At 40.3% G+C, this 21,520-nt stretch carries 17 protein-coding genes and 1 pseudogene; 13 read left to right on the top strand and 5 right to left on the bottom strand.

The window, feature by feature from the left end:
• From H0W62_12785 to H0W62_12750, 8 genes are all read left to right on the top strand, one after another.
• A complete protein-coding gene (locus H0W62_12785; protein MBA3649406.1) occupies window positions 1-855 on the top strand; it encodes a DUF3800 domain-containing protein in 855 nt (284 codons plus the stop codon).
• 168 nt (window positions 856-1,023) lie between these two features.
• Window positions 1,024-2,334 carry a restriction endonuclease subunit S gene (locus H0W62_12780; GenBank protein ID MBA3649405.1) on the top strand — a complete coding sequence of 437 codons (1,311 nt, stop codon included), beginning with the start codon at window positions 1,024-1,026 and terminating at the stop codon, window positions 2,332-2,334.
• Window positions 2,335-2,394: 60 nt separating this feature from the next.
• Window positions 2,395-3,021: an alpha-ketoglutarate-dependent dioxygenase AlkB gene (locus H0W62_12775; protein ID MBA3649404.1), complete on the top strand. Its 627-nt coding sequence runs from the start codon at window positions 2,395-2,397 to the stop codon at window positions 3,019-3,021.
• Between the two features lies 1 nt (window position 3,022).
• On the top strand, window positions 3,023-5,581 hold the full coding sequence (locus tag H0W62_12770) for an Hsp70 family protein (protein MBA3649403.1): 2,559 nt from the start codon (window positions 3,023-3,025) through the stop codon (window positions 5,579-5,581).
• A gap of 5 nt (window positions 5,582-5,586) precedes the next feature.
• A complete protein-coding gene (locus tag H0W62_12765) occupies window positions 5,587-6,753 on the top strand; it encodes an AAA family ATPase (protein ID MBA3649402.1) in 1,167 nt (388 codons plus the stop codon).
• Between the two features lie 9 nt (window positions 6,754-6,762).
• A complete protein-coding gene (locus tag H0W62_12760; protein MBA3649401.1) occupies window positions 6,763-8,316 on the top strand; it encodes a hypothetical protein in 1,554 nt (517 codons plus the stop codon).
• 204 nt (window positions 8,317-8,520) lie between these two features.
• Window positions 8,521-9,999 (top strand): SAM-dependent DNA methyltransferase, encoded by a 1,479-nt coding sequence (locus tag H0W62_12755; GenBank protein MBA3649400.1) that lies wholly within the window; start codon window positions 8,521-8,523, stop codon window positions 9,997-9,999.
• Window positions 10,000-10,031: 32 nt separating this feature from the next.
• Window positions 10,032-10,478, top strand: a complete 447-nt coding sequence (locus H0W62_12750; protein MBA3649399.1) for a hypothetical protein — start codon at window positions 10,032-10,034, stop codon at window positions 10,476-10,478.
• 325 nt (window positions 10,479-10,803) lie between these two features.
• On the opposite strand, the gene H0W62_12745 is transcribed toward H0W62_12750, so the two are convergent.
• From H0W62_12745 to H0W62_12730, 4 genes are all read right to left on the bottom strand, one after another.
• A complete protein-coding gene (locus H0W62_12745; GenBank protein MBA3649398.1) occupies window positions 10,804-12,975 on the bottom strand; it encodes a catalase in 2,172 nt (723 codons plus the stop codon).
• A 44-nt stretch (window positions 12,976-13,019) separates the two neighbouring features.
• On the bottom strand, window positions 13,020-13,529 hold the full coding sequence (locus H0W62_12740) for a DUF892 family protein (GenBank protein ID MBA3649397.1): 510 nt from the start codon (window positions 13,527-13,529) through the stop codon (window positions 13,020-13,022).
• Window positions 13,530-14,128: 599 nt separating this feature from the next.
• On the bottom strand, window positions 14,129-14,782 hold the full coding sequence (locus H0W62_12735) for a sulfotransferase family protein (GenBank protein MBA3649396.1): 654 nt from the start codon (window positions 14,780-14,782) through the stop codon (window positions 14,129-14,131).
• 149 nt (window positions 14,783-14,931) lie between these two features.
• On the bottom strand, window positions 14,932-15,840 hold the full coding sequence (locus H0W62_12730) for an NAD(P)H-binding protein (GenBank protein ID MBA3649395.1): 909 nt from the start codon (window positions 15,838-15,840) through the stop codon (window positions 14,932-14,934).
• 245 nt (window positions 15,841-16,085) lie between these two features.
• Here H0W62_12730 and H0W62_12725 point away from each other — a divergent pair, with 245 nt between their 5' ends.
• From H0W62_12725 to H0W62_12705, 5 genes and pseudogenes are all read left to right on the top strand, one after another.
• The gene (locus H0W62_12725) at window positions 16,086-16,538 is read left to right on the top strand and encodes a DUF1569 domain-containing protein (GenBank protein ID MBA3649394.1); all 453 of its coding nucleotides are present in this window, start codon (window positions 16,086-16,088) and stop codon (window positions 16,536-16,538) included.
• A 19-nt stretch (window positions 16,539-16,557) separates the two neighbouring features.
• Window positions 16,558-17,331, top strand: coding sequence for an exodeoxyribonuclease III (gene xth, locus H0W62_12720; protein MBA3649393.1), 774 nt, complete (start codon window positions 16,558-16,560; stop codon window positions 17,329-17,331).
• A gap of 44 nt (window positions 17,332-17,375) precedes the next feature.
• Window positions 17,376-17,888 (top strand): DUF1772 domain-containing protein, encoded by a 513-nt coding sequence (locus H0W62_12715; GenBank protein MBA3649392.1) that lies wholly within the window; start codon window positions 17,376-17,378, stop codon window positions 17,886-17,888.
• Window positions 17,869-18,620 (top strand): annotated as a pseudogene (locus H0W62_12710) (DUF72 domain-containing protein). Before H0W62_12715 ends, H0W62_12710 begins: the two are co-directional and overlap by 20 nt.
• A 201-nt stretch (window positions 18,621-18,821) precedes the next feature.
• Complete coding sequence (locus H0W62_12705; GenBank protein ID MBA3649391.1) at window positions 18,822-20,114, top strand: M20/M25/M40 family metallo-hydrolase; 1,293 nt, start codon at window positions 18,822-18,824, stop codon at window positions 20,112-20,114.
• 102 nt (window positions 20,115-20,216) lie between these two features.
• Here H0W62_12705 and H0W62_12700 read toward each other — a convergent pair whose 3' ends face one another.
• Window positions 20,217-21,224 carry an SDR family oxidoreductase gene (locus tag H0W62_12700; GenBank protein ID MBA3649390.1) on the bottom strand — a complete coding sequence of 336 codons (1,008 nt, stop codon included), beginning with the start codon at window positions 21,222-21,224 and terminating at the stop codon, window positions 20,217-20,219.
• Window positions 21,225-21,520 lie beyond the last annotated feature (296 nt).

The raw sequence follows: 21,520 nt of genomic DNA, 5'->3' as shown, positions 1-21,520 counted from the left end.
ATGGTAGTAGCTAAATCAAATATTAAAACCAATCACCGCTTTCTTGATGAGGCGGGTGATACAGCCTTTTATGGCAAAGGAAAGAAAACGATTATTGGATCAGAAGGTGTTTCCGGTTGTTTTATTCTTGGAATGGTAAAATTTAAAGAGCCGCTTGAACCAGTGAGAAAAAAAATAGTTCAGTTGCAAAATCAGGTAGCAAACGATCCTTACTACCAGGTTCCATCAATACTTAAAAGGAAACAGGGAGCAGGGTACTATTTTCACGCAACCGATGATTTGCCCGAAGTTCGCAAAACGTTTTTTGATTTTATCAAATCAACTAAGTGCTCTTTCGAAGCAGTCGTTGGTCGAAAGACGATAGAGCGCTATGAGACTTTACACAAAGGCAAAGAAGAGTATTTCTATGCTGACCTGTTATCGCATTTGTTGAAAAACAAAATGGAGGGAGAAGTGAAGCTTATACTTAACATTGCTGAAAGAGGCAGAAGCACAAAGAATAATAATTTATTATTAGCAATGGAAAAAGCGAAAGAAAGAGTAGCTGAAAATATAAATAAGAAGAATGCTGAAATTACTGCTTCGAAGGTGACAAGGCATGATATTATCACCAATGTCGCTTTCAATGTCGTTTATCCAACCCAGGAACCCTTGTTGAATGTGGCGGATTATTTTTGCTGGGCTGTGCAGAGAGTATTTGAAAAAGGAGAAACCCGTTTTTATGATTACCTGAAAGAGCAGGTATCTCTTATAGTAGATTTGTACGATACTACAAACTACAAAGACTGGAGAAATTACTATAACTCAAAGAATTCGTTAAGTGCTAAAAATAAAATAAGCCCGCCATTACACTAATCCCACCTTTAAGGTGGGAAACGACCTGGAGTCGACATTCATGCAGGGCAGACCTATATGCAAATATAGAACGATGTTTTTGAAAATGAAAACGTTTTCAAAAGGCTTAAGAAAAGGCATAGGCAAGGTTTAAAAATAGAGTGCGATGAACCGAAATACATTGCTACTATGAAACATCCGTTGCGTCGCACTCTTGTAAAGGAAGAGCAAAATATGAATGGAACATTTAAAGATTGGAGCGTTGTAAAACTTGGTGAAATCACTGAAAAAATTTCTAATGGAGCCAACGCAAAACAAAGTGAAGAAAAGATTGGTTATCCTATTTCAAGAATTGAAACAATTTGGAATGAGCAGATTGACCTTGACAGAGTAAAATACATTCAAGAAAGCGAACCTGCGTTTATCGAAAAGTATTCCTTAAAGAGAAACGATGTTTTGTTTAGTCATATAAATAGCGATATACATCTTGGTAAGACAGCTATATTCAAAAATCAAACGCCTACTTTAATACATGGTATAAACCTTTTGCTTATTAGGTTCAAAGAAAATGTTTCAGCTGATTTCATTAATTATCAATTTAAATACAAACGAAAGAAAGGTGAGTTTATAAGCATTGCACAGAAATCAGTTAATCAATCTTCCATCAATCAAGGCAAGTTGAAAAGCCTTGATTTTGTTTTGCCCCCAATAACAGTTCAACAACAAATCGTTTCCAAAATAGAAGAACTCTTCAGCGAATTAGACAAAGGCATAGAAGAATTAAAAACTGCACAACAGCAATTAAAAGTTTACCGCCAAGCTGTATTAAAATCGGCTTTTGAAGGTAAGCTTACCAATGAGGATGTAAAGGAAGGTGAGTTGCCGAAGGGATGGAACATGAAAAAGTTTGGAGAGCTTTTTTCTGAAACACCGCAGAATGGATTATACAAACCTTCAACACAATATGGTTGGGGTGTGCCAATTATAAGAATAGATGGTTTCTATGAAGGCGTGATTTTAAAGGATTATGAGTACAAAAGAGTGCAGCTATCAGAGGAAGAAACTAAAAGATATCTGTTAACGGTGGGAGATATTTTAATTAATCGCGTCAATAGTATGTCTCACTTGGGCAAGTGCGGTTTGGTGAAATCTTTAAAAGAGAAGACGGTTTTCGAAAGTAACATAATGAAAGTAAGAGTGAAAGAAGGATTAGCTATTCCTGAATATATCACAGCTTACCTATCTTCTAAAAGAGGTATAAAAGAATTAACGAAGAATGCAAAGCATGCCGTTAACCAGGCGAGCATTAATCAGACTGATGTATCAAATGCTGCTATTCCTATTTGTAGTGTTGAAGAACAACAACAAATCGTACAGGAAATAGAAAGCCGCCTTAGTGTTTGTGATAAGATAGAAGAAACAATAAACAACAGCCTAAAACAATCAGAGGCTTTAAGACAAAGTATTTTAAAGAAAGCGTTTGAAGGGAAGTTGGTTTAAATTGCTTTCCCAACAAAACAATTAGGTTTTAAAATTTAGTAGTCAAAAAAATTAAATTATATGCAACAGATTAATGATGAAAAAAAAACTGAAGCAAGAGTTTTTGAGAAGTTTGATCTCAGAGATGGCGAAGTATGGTTGATGAAGAACTTCATGCCGGCAGACAAAGCGTTATTCTATTACAATGCTTTGCTTACAAACAGCAATTGGAAACAAGAGGAAATTAAAATGTATGGAAAAGTTTATCCTGTACCAAGGCAAACAGCGTGGTATGGATATGAAGGATTTAATTATAAATACTCTGGCATTCTCTGTAATCCTGAACCTTGGAATAAAGAATTGCTTGATATTAAAAAAGTAATTGAACACTTTGTGCCTGGTGAAGATTTCAATAGTGTGCTTTTAAATCTATATCGTGATGGCAACGATAAAGTAAGTTGGCATGCAGATGACGAACGTGAACTAGGCGTTAATCCAACAATAGCATCTGTAAGTTTAGGCGCCAAAAGGCGATTTGATTTAAAGCATAAAGTCGACCCCGAACAAAAGTTACAAGTTGAATTAGACTCAGGCTCATTGATTGTAATGAAGGGGGCTTTGCAACATAACTGGTTACATCAAATACCAACCCAGAAAAAAATAGTTGAACCACGAATTAATCTAACATTTAGAACAATAAAGTTGTAGGATGGATTTATATGATTCAATAGTAGATGGATTCAAAAAGCATGTTCCCATAATCGGTGGTGGAGTAGAAGCATATTTGAAGTCTCTTCAAAAATCTGTTAAGTCTCTTCGCATAGCATATCGAAACTCTCCTGTACATGTAAATTATGAGGATAGTGATATACAAGCTGCCTACCTGGCAACTTACCTACCGCATTACTATCAATTAATTTATAACATTTTTCTAGAGGAGGTGCCTGATATATTTAAAGGAAAAAAGGATGTCTATTTAACCTTTATTGGTGGGGGTCCTGGTTCTGAAGCATATGGTGCAGTAAAATATATTGTCAACAACTGTAAAAGCGCCAAAAATATTCACGTAACTATTTTGGACATCAACGCACCTACATGGTCATTTAGTCATTCGATCGTTCAAGAGAATGTAATTAGAGCAATTACGAGTAAGAATTTGAATGTTCATTGGAAGGCTGTTTTTTTTGATTTAGTTTCTGAAGAAGAAGTTAAGAAAGTAAAGTCGATTGTTCGGGAGAGTGATTTGCTTGTAATTCAAAACTGCCTAAATGAAATTGCTGTAACGAATCTCCCAGCATTAAAGAGAAACTTAAAACTATTATTTGAATATTTACCAGGAAGCTCTTATTTTCTCATGTCTGATATGACATCTGGAGCTAGAACAACTATAAAGGCTTTAGAACATCATTTGGTCAATCTTTTTGATCCTAAGCTTATAAAGTCAACGTTATCATTATCAAGTTCAAGGTCGTTAATATCGGTACATCATAGACCGTCTTCGATTATAGCTGAAAATCTATTGGTTGGAACTGATGGTTTAATACCACGTAAGAATATCAGTTACGATTATTCGATGTTATCGAAAGGAGTCATTCAAGAAATAGTTGATTATTCCGGCTTAGGCTTTAATGCAATATACCGCCCTTTAGATTTTAAAAAATTGGATGCTAACGATTACATCCACAAAAAGATATTCATAGGTATTGACTTTGGAACATCTTCAACTGTAGTAAGTACTGCACAACTAAAAGATGGTAAAATAGTAATCAAGCCTATTCCCATAAAACAGAAAGATCACTTAGGTGGAATTACAAGTAGCCCACTTGTTCCTACAGTTATTGCGTTAATTAATGGTAATAGGTTATTGGTAGGAGTTCATGCAGCGGACCATAAACCATTTTTAAAGTATGGCAAAGATTGTTGGCACTCCTTCAAGCAAAACCTTGGCATTTTAGAACGTATAGAATACCCAGATTCTGTACTAGTCAATCATCCTAGGTTAAAAATTTCCAATGCCACGGAAGGATTGACTTTCTTTTTGAAGTTTATAAAAGATCAAACTTTTGACTACCTGAAGTCCCAGGGATTGCCTTTGGAAGTTGAATATTCTATTAGTGTTCCTGCAAGCTTTTCTTCTAAAGAGAAGTCAGCTTTAAAATCATGTTTATTAGTTGCTGGTATAGAATGCGAAGACACTCCTTTTATTGAGGAGCCAAATGCGGCTCTAATTAATTATTTATTTGAGCAGAACATTTCCTTTATTGGCGACGCTCCAAAAACAATTCTTGTTTTAGATTTAGGTGCAGGCACAGTCGATGTTTCAATACTGCATGTGGAGAATGGAGACGAAGGATTTACATCTAAGCTACTTTCCGTAGTTCGTTTAGGGAATATTGGGGGTAACTTAATCGATGAGATAATTGCAGACTTAATTGCTCAAAGAGCAGGAATCGCTACACGATTAAACAGCACCCAACGGATAGAACTTGTAAGCCTCTGCGAGAAGTTGAAGATAAAAGTATGCAAACAACTCTTTACAGATCTATCCGTTAATTTCTTGTTACCGGTTCTAAGTACATCTGATACAATCGTGTCAGTTCCAAATACGCCTAGCTTAAATGATATTGGGATTAAAACAGTTTCAATGTCTTTTAGAGAGTTTGATGAAATTATTTTACAATATTGGAATGGAGGGGACTCAAATGCTGGGGTGAAAGCTACTATACAAACTGCACTAAAAAATGCTAACGTAGACAAGGTGTCGGTTGATAAAATTATCGTGACCGGCGGTGGCGGAAGAAACCCTTATCTCAAAACTTTAGTTGCGAAGTACTTTAATAAATCAGAAGTATTTATTTCTGATAACATCCAAGAACAAGTGTCACGTGGGGCGGCGTTGCAATCTTTTGTTTTGAACAGCTTTGGCAAAAATATTATTACACCTATTCTTGGTTTTGATATTTATTTAAAAGCGGCAAATAAATCAGTTCCACTCTTTAATAGCGGCATAGCGATTCCAAGTGTAGATATCGAGGTCTACTTAGCAAGTGGAAAGCTCAATGGTGATAACTACATAGAATGTTGTTCTCATGAAAATTTAAGTTATCAAAAGTATTTTCTTATACCTCAGCATGCTGATGCCCAAAAGCTTGTCTTTTATATCGCGCCGGACCAAGAGTTGAAATGTGAGTTAATTGGAAGCAATACAGAAAGCGTAGCGGAAGAAATATTTGACAAGCCCAAAACCAATTCAATCAAAATAAAATAAGCTTTATGAAATGGATGATAACAGAGGACAAATTAGGAGCAGACCAGAAAGAAGTTATTAATGAAGTAGGTAAGATTGAAGGTAAGCCGATTTGGATTAAAGGGCATGCAGGAAGCGGTAAGTCTGTTCTTTTGTTGCATTCTTTGAAAGACTATTTGATTAGAAACCCTGCTGCAAATGTATGCGTAGTGGTATTTACAAACGCACTAGTTGATCTTTTATCAACCGGTTTAAAGCAGATCCCAGCTTTGCAAAACAAGCATATACCTGTTTTGACAATTTATAAACTAAAAAAACGAATAGATAATAATGGGAGGTTTGATGCGATTTTTTGTGATGAAGTTCAAGATTTGCCTATTGATTTTATTAAATCAATTAGGGCAGCGTGCAAGCACCTAATTATTGCAGGCGACGCAGAACAATCTATTTATAATAGTGTTCCGGTGTTCAATTCCCCGCCAGCTAAACTTGTAGATATTCAACAAGGAATATCTCCAATCGAAAAGAACCTCGGCATTATTTATAGATTAACTGAATCGATATTAAACGCACTTAAGAAAGTGTTTCCTGTTATGCTTGCAGATAAGCCAAACATTGCAAAAGAAGACACCCAGATTAAGTTGTATGAAGCGGAAGATATAGATTCTGAAATTAGATTTTGCTGGAAGGAAATAAAGCAAACAAATTCTCTCAGAACTTCTGAAGTAAGTGCAATATTACTCTCAGAACATGAATCTATTTTAGAATTTGTTAATGCAATTCTTGAAATTGAAGGCAAGTCAAAATGGAACCGGGTTGATGATAACTATGGGAAAACAAATTATACAATTCTGAACACTTATCTCGACAGCAACGATTTGCCACTTATGTACATCGGAAACAACCACGGTTCTTTAGTAGAAGCGGATGCAGAAAATAAAATTGTGATTATGACATATCACAGTTCCAAAGGCTTGGACTTTGATTATGTTTATTTGCCGATGGCAAATGATGATATGTATATCAATTCAAATGAAAATTCATTGTTATTAGTTGCATTATCGAGATCTAAGAGCGGCTTGTTTATTAGTTATACAGGATCTTTGTATTCTGGATTAGAACCCTTTTTAGAAGGGATTGAGCCAATGGCTATCCCAGACGAAACTTCGAATGATGACGAAATCCTTTTTTAAAAAAATTATATGCTATTAGCAATAGAAAGAAGCAGGTTTAACTACTTATACAAACTGAATGAATTAACTGTTGATATCAATAGTTTAATTGACATTAGTATCGAAGAAGCGCTACAGAAATTACGCAATGATTTCAATGAGTTAGTGGACGATTTTCATAATGCTTTACCTGCTTTTGAGGAAGATCATGAGGTTATTTTACTTGACATCGATAAAAGTAAATTAAGAATTCAGGGAAAGGTGACAGTAGCTTTTCAATCTGTACATTCGATTTATCCTTTGACAGAGATTGGCAGTAAACTTTTAGCTGGGAGGCTAAACGAAAAGTTTAGGATCAACACGCCAATATTTGAAAGTGTGGTTGAAAAGGTGAAAGAAATACGGTCAATAGAAAGCCGTAGAATAGCCGTATCGAGATTTCTTAGCTACTTTTCATTGCCTTTTCCCAGAGATAAGGAGGTGGTATCGAAGATTAGGAATAGTGTAACAAGCCTTTTAAACAAAAAAAATGGTTTACAAAATGATAGTTCCTATTTTGACCAACTTTTATCATATAACATAACTCCCAGTTATATGCCTTCCGGCAATGTCGAATTTCTCTGTAAAATAGGTGCGATCGCTATGAAGTTTTTTGGAAGGCAAGAAGATGCCTTCAAAAATGGTCCTTTTTATAAAGCATGTCTTTCATATAGGAATGAAATCAATGCGGGGGACTATGAAAAATCTTTTGAGACTTTTTTGTCGCTCCATGACACTGCCCTAAGAACAAGTCATGAAAAAATAGTTGAAATCATCTCAAAAGATTTTCCCAAGCTCGATATTTTCAAAATATCTTATTTTTTTCTAGCTTTTAAATCCTATTTGAATAAAAATGAACTCAATTTTTTAGGGCTTAAACCAGATATTGAAAAGTTGAAGCGTAATGATGCTGAAGTGGCAGCTTGGGTTTTAACTTTATTGGGATATGTCTTTTCCTTTGATCAACTTTATGAGAGCTTACATGTTTTAAATGATGCACCTCTCTTCAAAACTTCTGTAAAGCCAGAACAAAAACGTGCTTGGAGAAAAGAAGAAGTGTCGAGGGAGGAGGAGGAAAACGAAAAAGGTGAAGCAATAAAAATGGAGGAAGAAAATTCTCCTGTAACGAAAGACGTTAACGAATCAGACTCCAGCCTAATTAAAAAAGTTGTTTCGGAGCAAACAGAGATTGTCCAAGAAGAAAATCTTATTGAAAAACAATTGCCAGCAGAAGCTGAGAATGAGGATGGAAAAGCTAAAAGCGAGGAGACAAGCAATCCTGTTTCAGATCAAGATTTTGTAGTGCCAAATGCTAAAAACAATAGATCAATTTCTGACCTTAAAGAGTTTGTTACAACCCATTTCGAAAAACTCAAAAAGCCTTGGTCTCAATTTATTGAAACCTATTTGATAGATAAGTATCCAAGTATAAGCTACGATGACCTTATCGCAGTAATAGACCCTATCCCCGATTTAAAGGGGAAGCTTTTAAAATCTAAAAAAGCAGAGATTGCATTAAAGAATTTCTTTTTTGCTGCCCTATAGTTTAAGAGTGGACACTAAAGAAGCTAAAGGACTTGGGATACACGGGTTAAATCACTGCGGTGCCGATGAACGAAATGCGACCCTTCGGCTTTGCTCAGGATAAACTGCCACGCTGCCACGTGCACAAAACCTGAACCGAGCGTGGCAACGATGATCAATCGGAGGTACTTCAGCTTGTACCAAAAATCACTTTAAAACTATATAATGTCAACCAATCAAATAGTTTCTAAAGTCTGGTCGTTTTGCAATACGCTTCGTGATGATGGTGTGGGCTATGGCGATTACTTAGAGCAACTTACTTACCTGCTGTTTTTAAAAATGGCAGATGAATATACCAGGGCTCCTTACAACCGTATTATGCCTATTCCGGCGGCATATAATTGGCAAAGTCTTACACCTTTACGCGGCGCTGAGCTGGAGGTTCATTACTCTACCACGCTTCGTGAGTTGGGTAAGGAGAAAGGCATACTCGGGCAGATATTTACCAAGAGCCAAAATAAGATACAGGACCCTGCCAAGCTATACAAGCTGGTTGACCTGATTGATAAAGAGAATTGGGTAATGATGGGTGCCGATGTGAAGGGAGATATTTATGAAGGCTTGCTGGAGAAGAATGCAGAAGATACCAAGAGCGGCGCCGGTCAGTACTTTACGCCACGTGCGCTGATAAGGGCAATGGTAGAATGTGTTCGTCCTGAACCGATGCGCACCATTGCAGACCCCGCATGTGGTACGGGTGGTTTCTTTTTAGCGGCTTACGATTTTATTGTTGCCAATCATAGTTTGGATAAAGAACAAAAACAGTTCATTAAGTTCAACACGTTTTATGGCAACGAGATAGTTGCAGGTACACGCCGGCTTGCACTAATGAACCTGTTCCTGCACAACATTGGCGATATAGACAGCGATAACAGTATATCGCCGGCAGATGCTCTGATTGCTCCGCCAAGCACATACTATGATTATGTTTTAGCCAATCCGCCGTTTGGTAAAAAGAGCAGTCAGACCTTTACCAACGAAGAAGGCGAACAGGAAAAAGAAGACCTCACCTACAACCGTCAAGACTTCTGGGCAACCACCAGCAACAAGCAACTGAACTTCGTTCAGCACATCCGCTCCATGCTTAAAACAACAGGGCAGGCAGCCGTAGTTATTCCTGACAATGTTTTGTTTGAAGGCGGGGCAGGAGAGACGGTTCGCAAGAAGCTGTTGGAGACAACAGATGTACATACCATTCTTCGTTTGCCCACCGGTATCTTTTATGCCAATGGTGTAAAAGCAAATGTTGTTTTCTTCGACAACAAACCTTCCAGCAAAGACCCATGGACAAAAGAGATCTGGTTCTATGATTACCGAACGAACATTCACCATACATTGAAGAAGAACCCGCTTAAGCTAAGCGACCTGCAGAATTTCATTACCTGCTATAATGCAGGCAACAGGCACAAGCGAAAAGAAACGTTTCATGCAACAGATAATCCTGAAGGAAGGTGGAGGAAGTTTAATTATGATGAGATCATTGCACGTGATAAAACTTCATTGGATATTACCTGGCTGAAGGATAAATCACTCGCTGACTTAGATAACCTTCCTGACCCTGATGTGTTAGCATTAGAGATTTCAGAGAATTTGGAGAGTGCTTTGGGGAGTTTTCAAGCGATAATTAAACAGTTGAAAAAATAGGTATATGGAAAATTTAAAACAAATTTTTATCAATGGGCGTGGTAATGATGACTATGTGGTGTGGTTTCGTAATAGCCGAAGAATTAATTTACAGGTATCACATTTCAACACCTGAAGCTATTTATAGAATAAGAGAAATTGAATTTTATTACAACTCTCACGACTACCAAGACCCAACCGTATATGGAATCATTCAAGCAAAGCATAAGAATGGTCTTGGAATTCATCGGCATAAGAAGCGCCAGTCTTCACAGTTCACCTGGTTTATCCATTACTCAGGAATTGATATTGTTTTCGGAGAAGGTGAGACGCCGGCTGGCATATTAATCAGAGCAGTAGAAAGGATTGGTAAAAACAGTTTTGCTGATGAATATATTGATGGACCGCTGGTGGTGCTTCTTGAACTAATGAACCAATCTACTTCAGTATTTGATTCTGCGCCTTTTCAGCTTAGGTTAGTAGATGCTAAGAGGACATAAAAGGAGAAATTAAATCCAGGAACCGGAAAGGAATAAAAGATCAGGATCATAGGAAATATAATTCTAGTTTCAAATCCACATAATCCTCCTTTGCAGAGTGTTCTTTACCTGCAAAATAGATGATAAAAGAAGCTTTTGGCGAAGAATACACAATAGCGGCTCAAAGAATAAAAAGGTAGTTTGAGAAAAGCTGAATAACGAAAATGCCCTACAAGTGAATGACACAACGATGCTCAATGCTTATTCTTCTGCCGGTCTCAAAAAAGATGCACAAAAAAAAGCCCTGCAAAGCAGGACTTTAAAATATAAACTATAGAAAGGTGAGCTAAGCAGGCACTTTTCTTGGCTTTTCCCTTTCCCAGAAGCGATGCTGTGACAAAGCTGAAATAAACTTGTTCGCAACTTCACCGGAGTCACTGCCTATAACTATACCTTCTCTCATTACCGTTTCATCACTGTTGTCTTCGGGTAGTTTTTTGGCGAAGTAGGTCGCTTCCAGTACCTGCCGTGCGTCACCCTGGGCAGCTATGGGTTTGCAATGCTTGAAGGCTTCGTTGAGGAAGTGAATGGCATCGGCTTCGGCTTCCAGGGTGGCTACGCTGTTGGCGCCGCCGGGCACGAATACGGCATCGTATAAAACCGATGACACGGTTAGCAGCGTTTTATCCGCCTTTATGGTGTTGTTACTTTCTGTTACCAATATGCCGCGTGGCGCTATGATGTCAACCATTGCACCGCCGGATACCAATGCTTCTTTTACTGTCATGAGTGCATTTTCGTCAACGCCGTCGGCTGCCAAGAAGGCTATCTTGCGGGTATGCAAATCGGCTTTATAGTTAGCCATGCTGAGCGCTTCCGATTTTGCCAAAGCACCTTCCATTTTTACCGGCTGGTAAGTTTGCGGGTCAACGTCGGCGGGTATGCTATGATTAAGTATCTCCGGCGTTTCGGGCACAGACAGACCCAAACTGTAGGCGACCTGTGCGGCTAAACCTTTGTCAACCTGGTTTAGCACAACCAACATTCTTTCGCGAATTTCAACGTGCTCCACTTTACCCAGTTCAAAACGCAATGCATCAATAATGTGCATTTTTTCAGGTTCGCTCTGGCTGTTGAAAAACAAGGTAGCCTGGCTGAAATGGTCGAAGAAACTTTTGCTGCGCTCTCTCACTTTTCTTGCATCTATCTTTTCAGCGTAGGTGACAAAACCGCCATCCATTTTGCCTGCCTGGAACGGGCAACCGCCGCCGGTAGTATTAGGACTGTAGCTGCTTTTGCCTTTGTTTATGGTGGTGCGGTGTATGCCATCACGCTGGTTGTTATGTACCGGCGCTATTGCACGGTTTATAGGTATTTCATTGAAGTTTGGTCCGCCAAGACGTGACAACTGCGTATCGGTGTAAGAGAACAAACGCCCTTGCAAAAGCGGGTCGTTGGTAAAATCAATACCTGACACAACATGACCCAGGTGAAAGGCTACCTGCTCTGTTTCTGCAAAGAAATTATCAGGATTGCGGTTGAGGGTCATTTTGCCAATACGAATTACCGGCACCAATTCTTCAGGTATCAGCTTGGTAGAATCAAGCAGGTCAAACTCATATTTAAATTCATCTTCTTCAGGTATAAGCTGTACGCCCAATTCCCACTCAGGATAATTGCCGTTTTCTATGGCATCGTACAAATCTCTGCGGTGAAAGTCGGAGTCTTTGCCGGATATATTTTGCGCTTCATCCCATGCTACGGAGTGTACACCCAATAGCGGCTTCCAATGGAACTTTACAAAAGTGGATACGCCTTCAGCATTGACAAAGCGAAAAGTATGCACACCAAAACCTTCCATCATGCGTAGGCTTCTTGGCAATGCACGGTCGCTCATAACCCACATAATCATGTGGGTAGATTCAGTGTTTAACGATACAAAATCCCAGAAGGTATCGTGCGCCGAAGCTGCCTGTGGGATTTCATTGTCCGGCTCAGGTTTCACTGCATGAATGAAATCAGGAAATTTATGGGCATCCTGTATAAAGAACACCGGCATGTTATTTCCTACAAGGTCAAAGTTTCCTTCTTCTGTATAAAACTTAACGGCAAATCCGCGTACATCCCTTGCTAGGTCTGATGAACCCCTGGAACCGGCAACTGTAGAGAACCGTACAAACACAGGCGTTTCGCGGTTGGTATCGTTCAAGAAACCGGCTTTGGTGTATTTGCTCATACTCTCATACACCTTGAAAACGCCATGTGCTGCTGAGCCACGGGCATGAACGACCCTCTCAGGAATACGCTCATGGTCAAAGTGAGTCATCTTTTCACGGAAGTGAAAATCTTCCAGCAGGGTAGCCCCACGGGGACCAGCTTTCAATGAGTTCTGGTCGTCATTTATCCGTAATCCGTGGTTGGTGGTTAAAAACTGTCCTTCTGCATATTCGGTATTACCGGCAAGATCTTTTATTTTATCATTGGTAACCTCATCGGAACCGGGTTTTTTTTCTGGCATAAAGTAAGTATAGTTATGTTTTTAAAAGATTGGGTATAAACGCATTAAGCGGAAGGCTTTTTAGAAGGCTTTTTAGAAGTCTTTTTACCAGTATCAGCTTTTTTTTGGCTAAGACCTGTTAGTAATTGTTCCGCTTCCATTTCATCGGACAAGTTTTGCTGCAACAGTTCTGCCACATCCGTTTGCCCCAGTTGACCAGCAAGTTGTATTAGCCCGTTATAAGAGGTTATTTCAAAGTTTTCCACTTTCAGCGCAGACATTATAAGACCTGTATTACGTGCTTCAGTTCCGGCGATTGTATTTTCAATAATGTGTTCGCCTGACATAACAAGACCTTCCATTGAATCACATTTTTTTGCCTGGATTTTCAAACCCAGCAATTCAAAAGCTTTTTCAAGACGGCTTGCATGTTCTTTGGTTTGCTCCAAATGGTTTTCCAAACTGCTTTTTAATTCTTCGGAACCTGCTGCGGCAACCATCTTAGGCAGCGATTTTACAAGATGGTTTTCAGCCCAGTACATATCTTTTATACCGTCTGCAAAAAGCTCCGGCAACCCTGAAGCGCTTTCAATAGGAGTGGATGTAGGCTGACTTGGCAAAACACTTGTAGTGCCCGATACGACCGTTTGATTTGTATGAGATTCTTTCATAAAAAAATAATAGTTTGTAAGGATTGATTAAAAATTATGCCTTCTTAAATTGTTTCTCCCACCTCGGTGAGTAGTAATTTTCCCATTGCCACAAAGCCACGAAGGGCAGGAAGGGGCGCAAAGAGTTCGTATAAATTCGTTACTTGTCATTGCAGGTGTTCTTTACCTGCAAACATAAATGAAAAAAGGGCAGTCGGGTGAAGAACACTCAACAGCGGCAGAAACGCATACATTAATCATTCCAATTCAGACATTAATGGCAGTGGAGGAAGTTTGATTATGATGAGATTGTTGGTCGTGATAAAACTTCATTAGACATTACCTGGCTAAAAGATAAATCACTTACTGATTTAGATACCTTCCAGACCCGGATGTGCTGGCGATGGAGATTGTAGAGAATTCTGGAAGCGGGACTGGAGAGTTTTAAGGCGATTATTGCTGAACTCAATAGTAAATAAGCCAATGAATTTCAACAAACGGGCGCAACTTTCAGGAGGCTATGTTTATGATGCGCGCCTGATAAATTCATCTTGCGTATTGGTTTGCGGGAAAGGTTCAGAAGGCACCTCCACTCCAAGAAACTGGCAAAGAGGTTCCCACCCCTGCTTTGCATCGAATACGAGTAATCTTTCTTTTGGCACAGTGCTCATCACCTCTTCATTGTGTTTGTTGAAACGGCTAATTACTTCGTCTTTGTTCTTGTAATCTTTTCCAAATTCCAGGTCAATAAGTTTTCCATTGAATTTCAGAACAGGAAATTGTTTTCGCAACTGGGCGGAGAATGGAAGTTTGAACATCATTTTCAACATCCGGCGGAAAGAAGGCTTGCTGACCCAGATTATAGTTTTCGAAGCGCTCTGGTACCATGACTCCGGATCACGAATGGTGTGAATGACTTTTGCTTCAGGATATTTTTTGATGAGCTGCTTATAGTATCGCGCCACAGGATAATCTACCGCAGACTGATAGCCTTGGAAGAGCGTATCCCAGTCCGCATCTTTCCCCCGTTCTGCTTTTTCAAAGTGAACAAGATCTTCCGGCTGCTGTAAGAGTTCCGCCATGTGATAACATTTACCAAATCCGAGTTGCTCGAGGGCAAGCTTAAGGGAATAGGTACCGGTGCGCCCCAAACCTGAACCAATTATTTTAAGAGACATAGTCTTGAATTAAAAAAACAAGATAAAAGAAATTCCTTCCATCTTCCAATGGTTTCTTTTGATAGGACAAAGTGGAACGGTAATCCTGCAAAGCACGCAAGAAATAAAAAAAGCGGAGGTCGTCCGCTTTTTAATCAGGTAAATTGCAGCTAGTTCGTGGCCGCTGCATCGGCATTGTAGGCTGCAGCAAATGTCTTTGAAAATTCCTCGATGGAGGTAGGTGTGGTATTTTCTGAGCTCCTCGTATAGTCTTTAAGCATTTCTCCTTCATTCATATCTTTGGACATCTGCACCATGCGATGCGCATAATCCGGCGGCAGGAATTGCAACATTGCCTGCTCCGCCTGATCGTAAGGGAAAGTGACATATTGCAGGTCGGGCATTCCAATGGCAGGACCAAGGATCTTTGTTGCTTCATTGTAAGAAAAATTCCTTTCACCTAAAATGTACTCATGGGATTTACCGGTGAAAGAAAGATCGAGCAAACGCTTTGCTGCAATCTCAGCAATGTCTTTTGTGGCCACCCATGGCATCGAGAGGTCGCCTTTCACCGCTGATCCTGCAATGCCCATTTGTTTGATCACCGGCACCTGGAACATCAGGTTCTCCATAAAAGAAGATGGACGCAGCGCCAGAAAATTCACATTATCGAGCTTGTGAAATTCAAGCTCAGCATCCTTCAATCCCTCCACTACATTTTTCGTATTCAGGTCATGGGTGCCGATGCTGCTCAGCAACACCACATGCTTCACATTATTTGATTTTACAGCATCCAGGTAATTGGTCATCACCCTGTGCGAATATGCCAGGATGTTATTTTCATCATGCGGAGGCGGGATCATCAGGAACACCGCATCCGCGCCGCTGAAGGCTTTGTTCACGAAGCTTCCATCTCTCACATCACCCTGCTGAAGTTCAGCTCCCTTTTCAATAAGCTCTTTCATCTTATTCGCATCGCGGGCTATTACACGAACCTTTTGGTTCGCAGATAGAAGACGGTCTGTTAATACTTTCCCAACATGTCCGGATGCGCCGGTAATCACAAATGTTTTACTCATAGATATTTTAATTTAGTTACCGGTGAAGACGAATCAGTAAAGGCGATATTTGAAATAAAAGTTCAGAAGCGATATTAAATTCTTAAGTGGGTGAATAAGCCCCTCAGGTAATAGGAAGTGCAGGATTTACAGGTTAGTAGTAACTTCCGCGACAAAAATACCCTACACCTGTTTCAGTTTTGCAATATTCTAACGAGATGCGGGCTATGTCGAAACACCCTTTTATCACCTTATATTAATAACTCATGAAAAACATATTCAACCCTGCCGATGCCGAAGAATTTATACTACGGATCAATAAACTGACGCCTGCAACGCAACCCTTATGGGGGAAAATGTCGGTAGACCAGATGCTGGCACATTGCAACGTGACCTATGAGATGATCTATGAAGACAAGCACGCAAAGCCTAATGCTTTTATGAGGGTAATTTTGAAAATGCTGGTAAAGAAAAAGGTGGTTAGTGAAGCGCCTTATAAACACAGCAATCCTACCGCGCCTGCATTTAAAATAACCGGTAGTAAAAACTTTGAGGAGGAGAAAAGCCGCTTGATAAATTACATAAGAAGAACGCAGCAATCGGGGGCGGATTTCGAGGGAAAGGAGTCTCATTCATTCGGCAGACTGACCACCACAGAGTGGAATAACCTGATGAGCAAACACCTGGATCATCACCTTACCCAATTTGGAGTGCAGTAATTATGCAAATAAACCTGAAATGAAGATAGCCACTTACAATGTGAATGGGATTAACGGCCGATTACCGGTGCTGCTGAGGTGGCTCGCGGAAGCTGCTCCCAATGTGGTTTGCCTGCAGGAATTAAAGGCACCGCAGGAAAAATTTCCTTTGAAAGCCATAGAGGAAGCGGGTTACCATGCCATCTGGCATGGACAAAAAAGCTGGAACGGGGTAGCGATACTGGCTCGTGATGAAGAGCCGCAGGAGGTCCGCCGTGCACTTCCCGGTGATCCGGAAGATACGCACAGCAGATATATCGAGGCCATTGTAAAAGGGATACAGGTTGGTGGTTTATACCTGCCCAACGGAAACCCGCTGCCGGGTCCTAAATTCGAGTATAAATTAAAATGGTTCGAACGGTTAACCATCCATGCAGAAGAACTTCTTGCATCCGGCACGCCTGTGATCTTAACCGGGGATTTTAATGTGATGCCCACGGAGCTGGATGTATACAAGCCCGAGCGCTGGGTAGATGATGCCCTGTTCAGACCGGAGGTGCGCGAAGCTTTTAAAAATCTTGTGGATCAGGGATGGACAGATGCTTTGCGAAAAATGTATCCGGGTGAAGCCATATATACATTCTGGGATTATTTTAGAAATGCTTATGGCCGCAATGCAGGTTTACGCATCGATCATTTCCTGCTGAGTCCTAAGCTTAAAAAACGACTGCGTGCAGCCGGTGTTGACAAGCATGTGCGCGGATGGGAAAAATCAAGTGACCATGCTCCTGTCTGGATCGAATTGGCGGATTAGATTATTTCTAGCTTTAGTTCTGTATAAAAATACACGCAGTTAATATGCTCAGCATTCAGAATGGTCTTTTGTTTTTATCAGCTTTGTTATCCTCCTTAATAATGGGTTTATTATACGGCTATGCATGTTCGGTAAATCCGGGTTTAAATAAATTAACCGATTCTGAATACCTGAGGGCTATGCAATCAATCAACAAAGAGATTCTAAATCCTTTTTTCTTCATCAGTTTCATGGGCACATTTATCCTGTTGCCTATAACTGCATGGTATAGTAGATCACACGGTTCACCTGCCTGCTTTTATTTATTAATGGCAGCGGCATTAACGTATTTTATTGGTGTAACTGGTGTAACAGCATTCGGGAATATTCCATTAAACAATGCACTGGCCCACCTCGATATTACATCTTCAAGTGTACCGGATCTGTCCACACAAAGAAGCCAGTTTGAAGCCAGCTGGAACCGGTATCATATTATCAGGACGCTGTTCTCCGTTTTAACCACTGCTTTAACCATTGCAGCAATTATAAAAAATGGTGATGCGGCCGCAAACCAATAGCACGGTTTATTCCGGCACCAGTGGCCTGGTACTTCCGGTACCGCAATCACTTTATCCTCCTGAATTTCAGGGTAAGAGCAGGCTCTCGTATTATGCATCATTGTTAAATAGTGTTGAGATCAACAGCTCCTTTTACAAAATTCCTAAGATCACCACGATAAGCAAATGGGCTGAAAGTGTTCCTGATGATTTTCAATTCACATTTAAATTACCGAAAGCTATCACCCATACAAAGGGACTTGAGTTTAATGGTGAATACGTCAATGATTTCATGGACGTCATAGCAAATATTAGAATTAAAAAAGGCTGCCTGCTCATTCAGTTTCCTCCGGCATTAAAAATGGATAAATTGCATCAGTTACAGAAATTGTTAATCCGGATCAAAGAATCCAACCAAAACCATCTTTGGAAAGTAGCTATTGAATTCCGTAATCAATCATGGTATCATGAAGAGGTATATGAATTACTGAACCAATATAAAGCATGCAGGGTAGTGCATGATATACCTGCTTCCGCTGTATCGCTCACCGACTTTGAATTCAGCTTCTGTTATTCCGGTTTCATGGTCCTGAAAGTCGCTACCGTGGAAGTTACCCGGATGAGTTTTTATACCAATATGCACAACATATTAAAGCACTGGTAAAAGAGCAAAAAACGGTTTACGTTTATTTCAATAATACCATGGGTGATGCATTTAACAACCTGCAGACCTTAAATAATTTTCTGCAATGAATCCCTGTTGTTATAGATCACGTTCGGCTTTAAAAGGGAAATTATAAATAAAGCCTGTAATGAATGGCTTGTGGTCTGACCATAGTTTAATCAAAGCATTAAAAACAGTCGTTCTTTATTTTTTAAACAATGACCGCAAATCAATTTACTCCAGGTAAGGAATAACGGAATCTAAATCCTGTAATTCGTTATCTTACCCTGATGAACAGAAAATCTACGCTCCTTATAATTTTCATATTGTTACCGGTGTTTCTTTCGGCACAGGCGACCAAACAGGAATTAAAAATTATAAAGGCAATTGACAACCGAACAGCTGCAGCAACTGCACTTTTAAAAACCGCCGTGAACATCAACAGCGGAACAATGAATTTTAGCGGGGTGCGAAAAGTCGGTGAACTGTTTATGGCAGAGTTAAGAACTCTTGGATTTGAAACACGATGGTCTCCCGGAGATCAGTTCCACAGGGCCGGCCACTTAATAGCGGTACATAAAGGGAAAGGGAAAAAATTGCTGCTCATTGGTCATCTCGACACCGTGTTTGACCGTGATAGTAAATTTCAGACATGGAACATGCTTAACGATTCCATCATGCAGGGCCCGGGAGTTTTTGATATGAAAGGCGGAGATGTGATTATCATCCTTGCAATGCAGGCTCTGCACGATGCAGGATTGCTCGATGATCTTTCCATAGAAATTATCATGACCGGAGATGAAGAAGAAAGCGGTGATCCCATCACACTTTCAAAAAAAGATATTATGGAAGCGGCAGAGCACGCTGATATTGCTTTGGGTTTTGAAGACGGTGACGGAATAGCCAATCATGCACTCATCTCGCGCAGAGGTTCCTCCGACTGGACGCTGACTGTAAAAGGTACCGCTGCACACTCCTCACAGGTATTTACTGATGCAGTAGGCAACGGCGCTATTTTTGAGGCAGCACGGATCCTCAATTTATTTTATCAATCATTGAGCAAGGAAGAAAATCTAACCTTTAACCCCGGACTTATTGCAGGCGGTGGCCAGGTATTATTTAATGATACCACTAACTCAGCAACTGCATCCGGGAAAAATAATATCGTAGCAAGTGACGTGATCGTGACGGGAGATTTACGTGCTTTTTCTCTCGATCAGTTGAAGAGAACAAGACAAATAATGTCGGATATCGTACGGCAGAATGATGCGCATACTTCCGCCACAATTGATTTCGGCGATGATGGTTATCCACCGATGACGCTAACGGAAGGGAATAAAAAGCTGCTCGATGAATACAGCAGAGTAAGCATGGACCTTGGTTTTGGGGAAGTGACAGCCGTTCCTCCGCGCAAAGCAGGTGCTGCTGATATTTCTTTTGCATGCGACGAAGTGGAAATGTCACTCGACGGTTTGGGTATTGCCGGAGCTGGTGGACATACGGTACAGGAAACAGCTAACCTCCACTATCTATCTATTGATGCCAAGCGTGCAGCAGTGCTGATTGCAAGGCTCGGGAAGTAAAGATTATTATCTAAATATCCCAATCAACAAGTGCTTCCATTCTCAGCAAGCTGCAAATAGTAATTCATCCGGAAGTACAAATTTTTATTCCGAAATAAAAAACTAAGGCTGCCCTTTTCCGCCAGAGGAACCATATATCTGACCGGTAGCATAGCTGGCATCATTTGCAGCGAGCTGTACATAAATGGATGCAAGCTCAGCAGGCTGTCCTGGCCTTCCCATAGGGGTGTCACCTCCGAAGTTTCGCAATTTTTCCTGGGTAGCACCACCACTTACTTGTAAAGGGGTCCAGATAGGTCCCGGCGCAACTCCATCAACGCGTATGCCTTTGGGTGCGAGCTGCTTGGCAAGTGATCTTACGTAGTTTGTGGTAGCCGCTTTTGTCTGCGCATAATCATACAGATCGGTGGAGGGTTCATTAGCCTGTTCGGAGGACGTACCGATAATTACCGATCCGGGGTGTAGATTAGGAAGTGCAGCTTTAATAATCCAAAAAGGAGCGTAGATATTGGTTTTCATGGTCCAGTCAAATTGCTCGGTAGTTATATCTAGAATAGATGCATGAGTTTGCTGGCGGGCTGCATTGCAGACCAGGATATCAAGTCCTCCAAGACCGTTGACAGCATCGCTTACCAGTCTTTTGCAAAATGCTTCATCACGGATATCTCCCGGAAGAGCAACTGCTTTACGGCCTGCTGCTTTTATAAGATCAATTACTTCACGTGCATCCGGCTCTTCTTCCGAAAGATAATTTATGGCTACATCCGCCCCTTCACGTGCATAAGCAATGGCGGCGGCACGTCCCATGCCTGAATCACCACCGGTGATCAATGCCTTGCGGCCCGCCAAGCGACCTGAACCTTTGTAGGTGGTTTCTCCATGATCAGGACGCGGATCCATTTTACTTTCCAGTCCAGGCCAGGGCTGTGACTGACTTTTAAACGGTGGTTTTACATACTTGGTAGTAGGGTCTTCCAGTTTCTGGAATTCAGCAGCATTTATGTTTAACTTTTCAGTGGCAGAAAATACAGGTGTAACAGCCATTGCAGCTAAGCCAGCACTTAATCCTCCAATAAGTTTACGACGTGATATTTTATTTTTTTCGTTCATGGTGGTAGCTATTTATAATGATGAATCTTTTAAAGCGTGAAAAAGGTTACAAACTATGTACATTTTAAATAACAGAGTTGTACTTGTTTTGTTTCTGGGAAAGTCTTAACGAATGCACATAGTTAAGCACTTAGCCTTTCATGTTCCAAGGAGGGACGGATAGCTTCTAAGGTTATCAAGAGCTACCGGAAATGAAGTGATTTTAATTATGGAAGAAAATAGATTTCACGGTTTGTATAATGTTACCAAACGAACTCATCTACTATTAAATGTTAATCGTGCAATAAGACTTTACC

This window comes from Chitinophagales bacterium (assembly GCA_013816805.1).
Taxonomy (GTDB): Bacteria; Bacteroidota; Bacteroidia; order Chitinophagales; family UBA10324; genus MGR-bin340.
The sequence above is the reverse complement of the archived record's forward strand: the minus strand, read 5'-3'. Positions and strand labels throughout refer to the sequence as shown.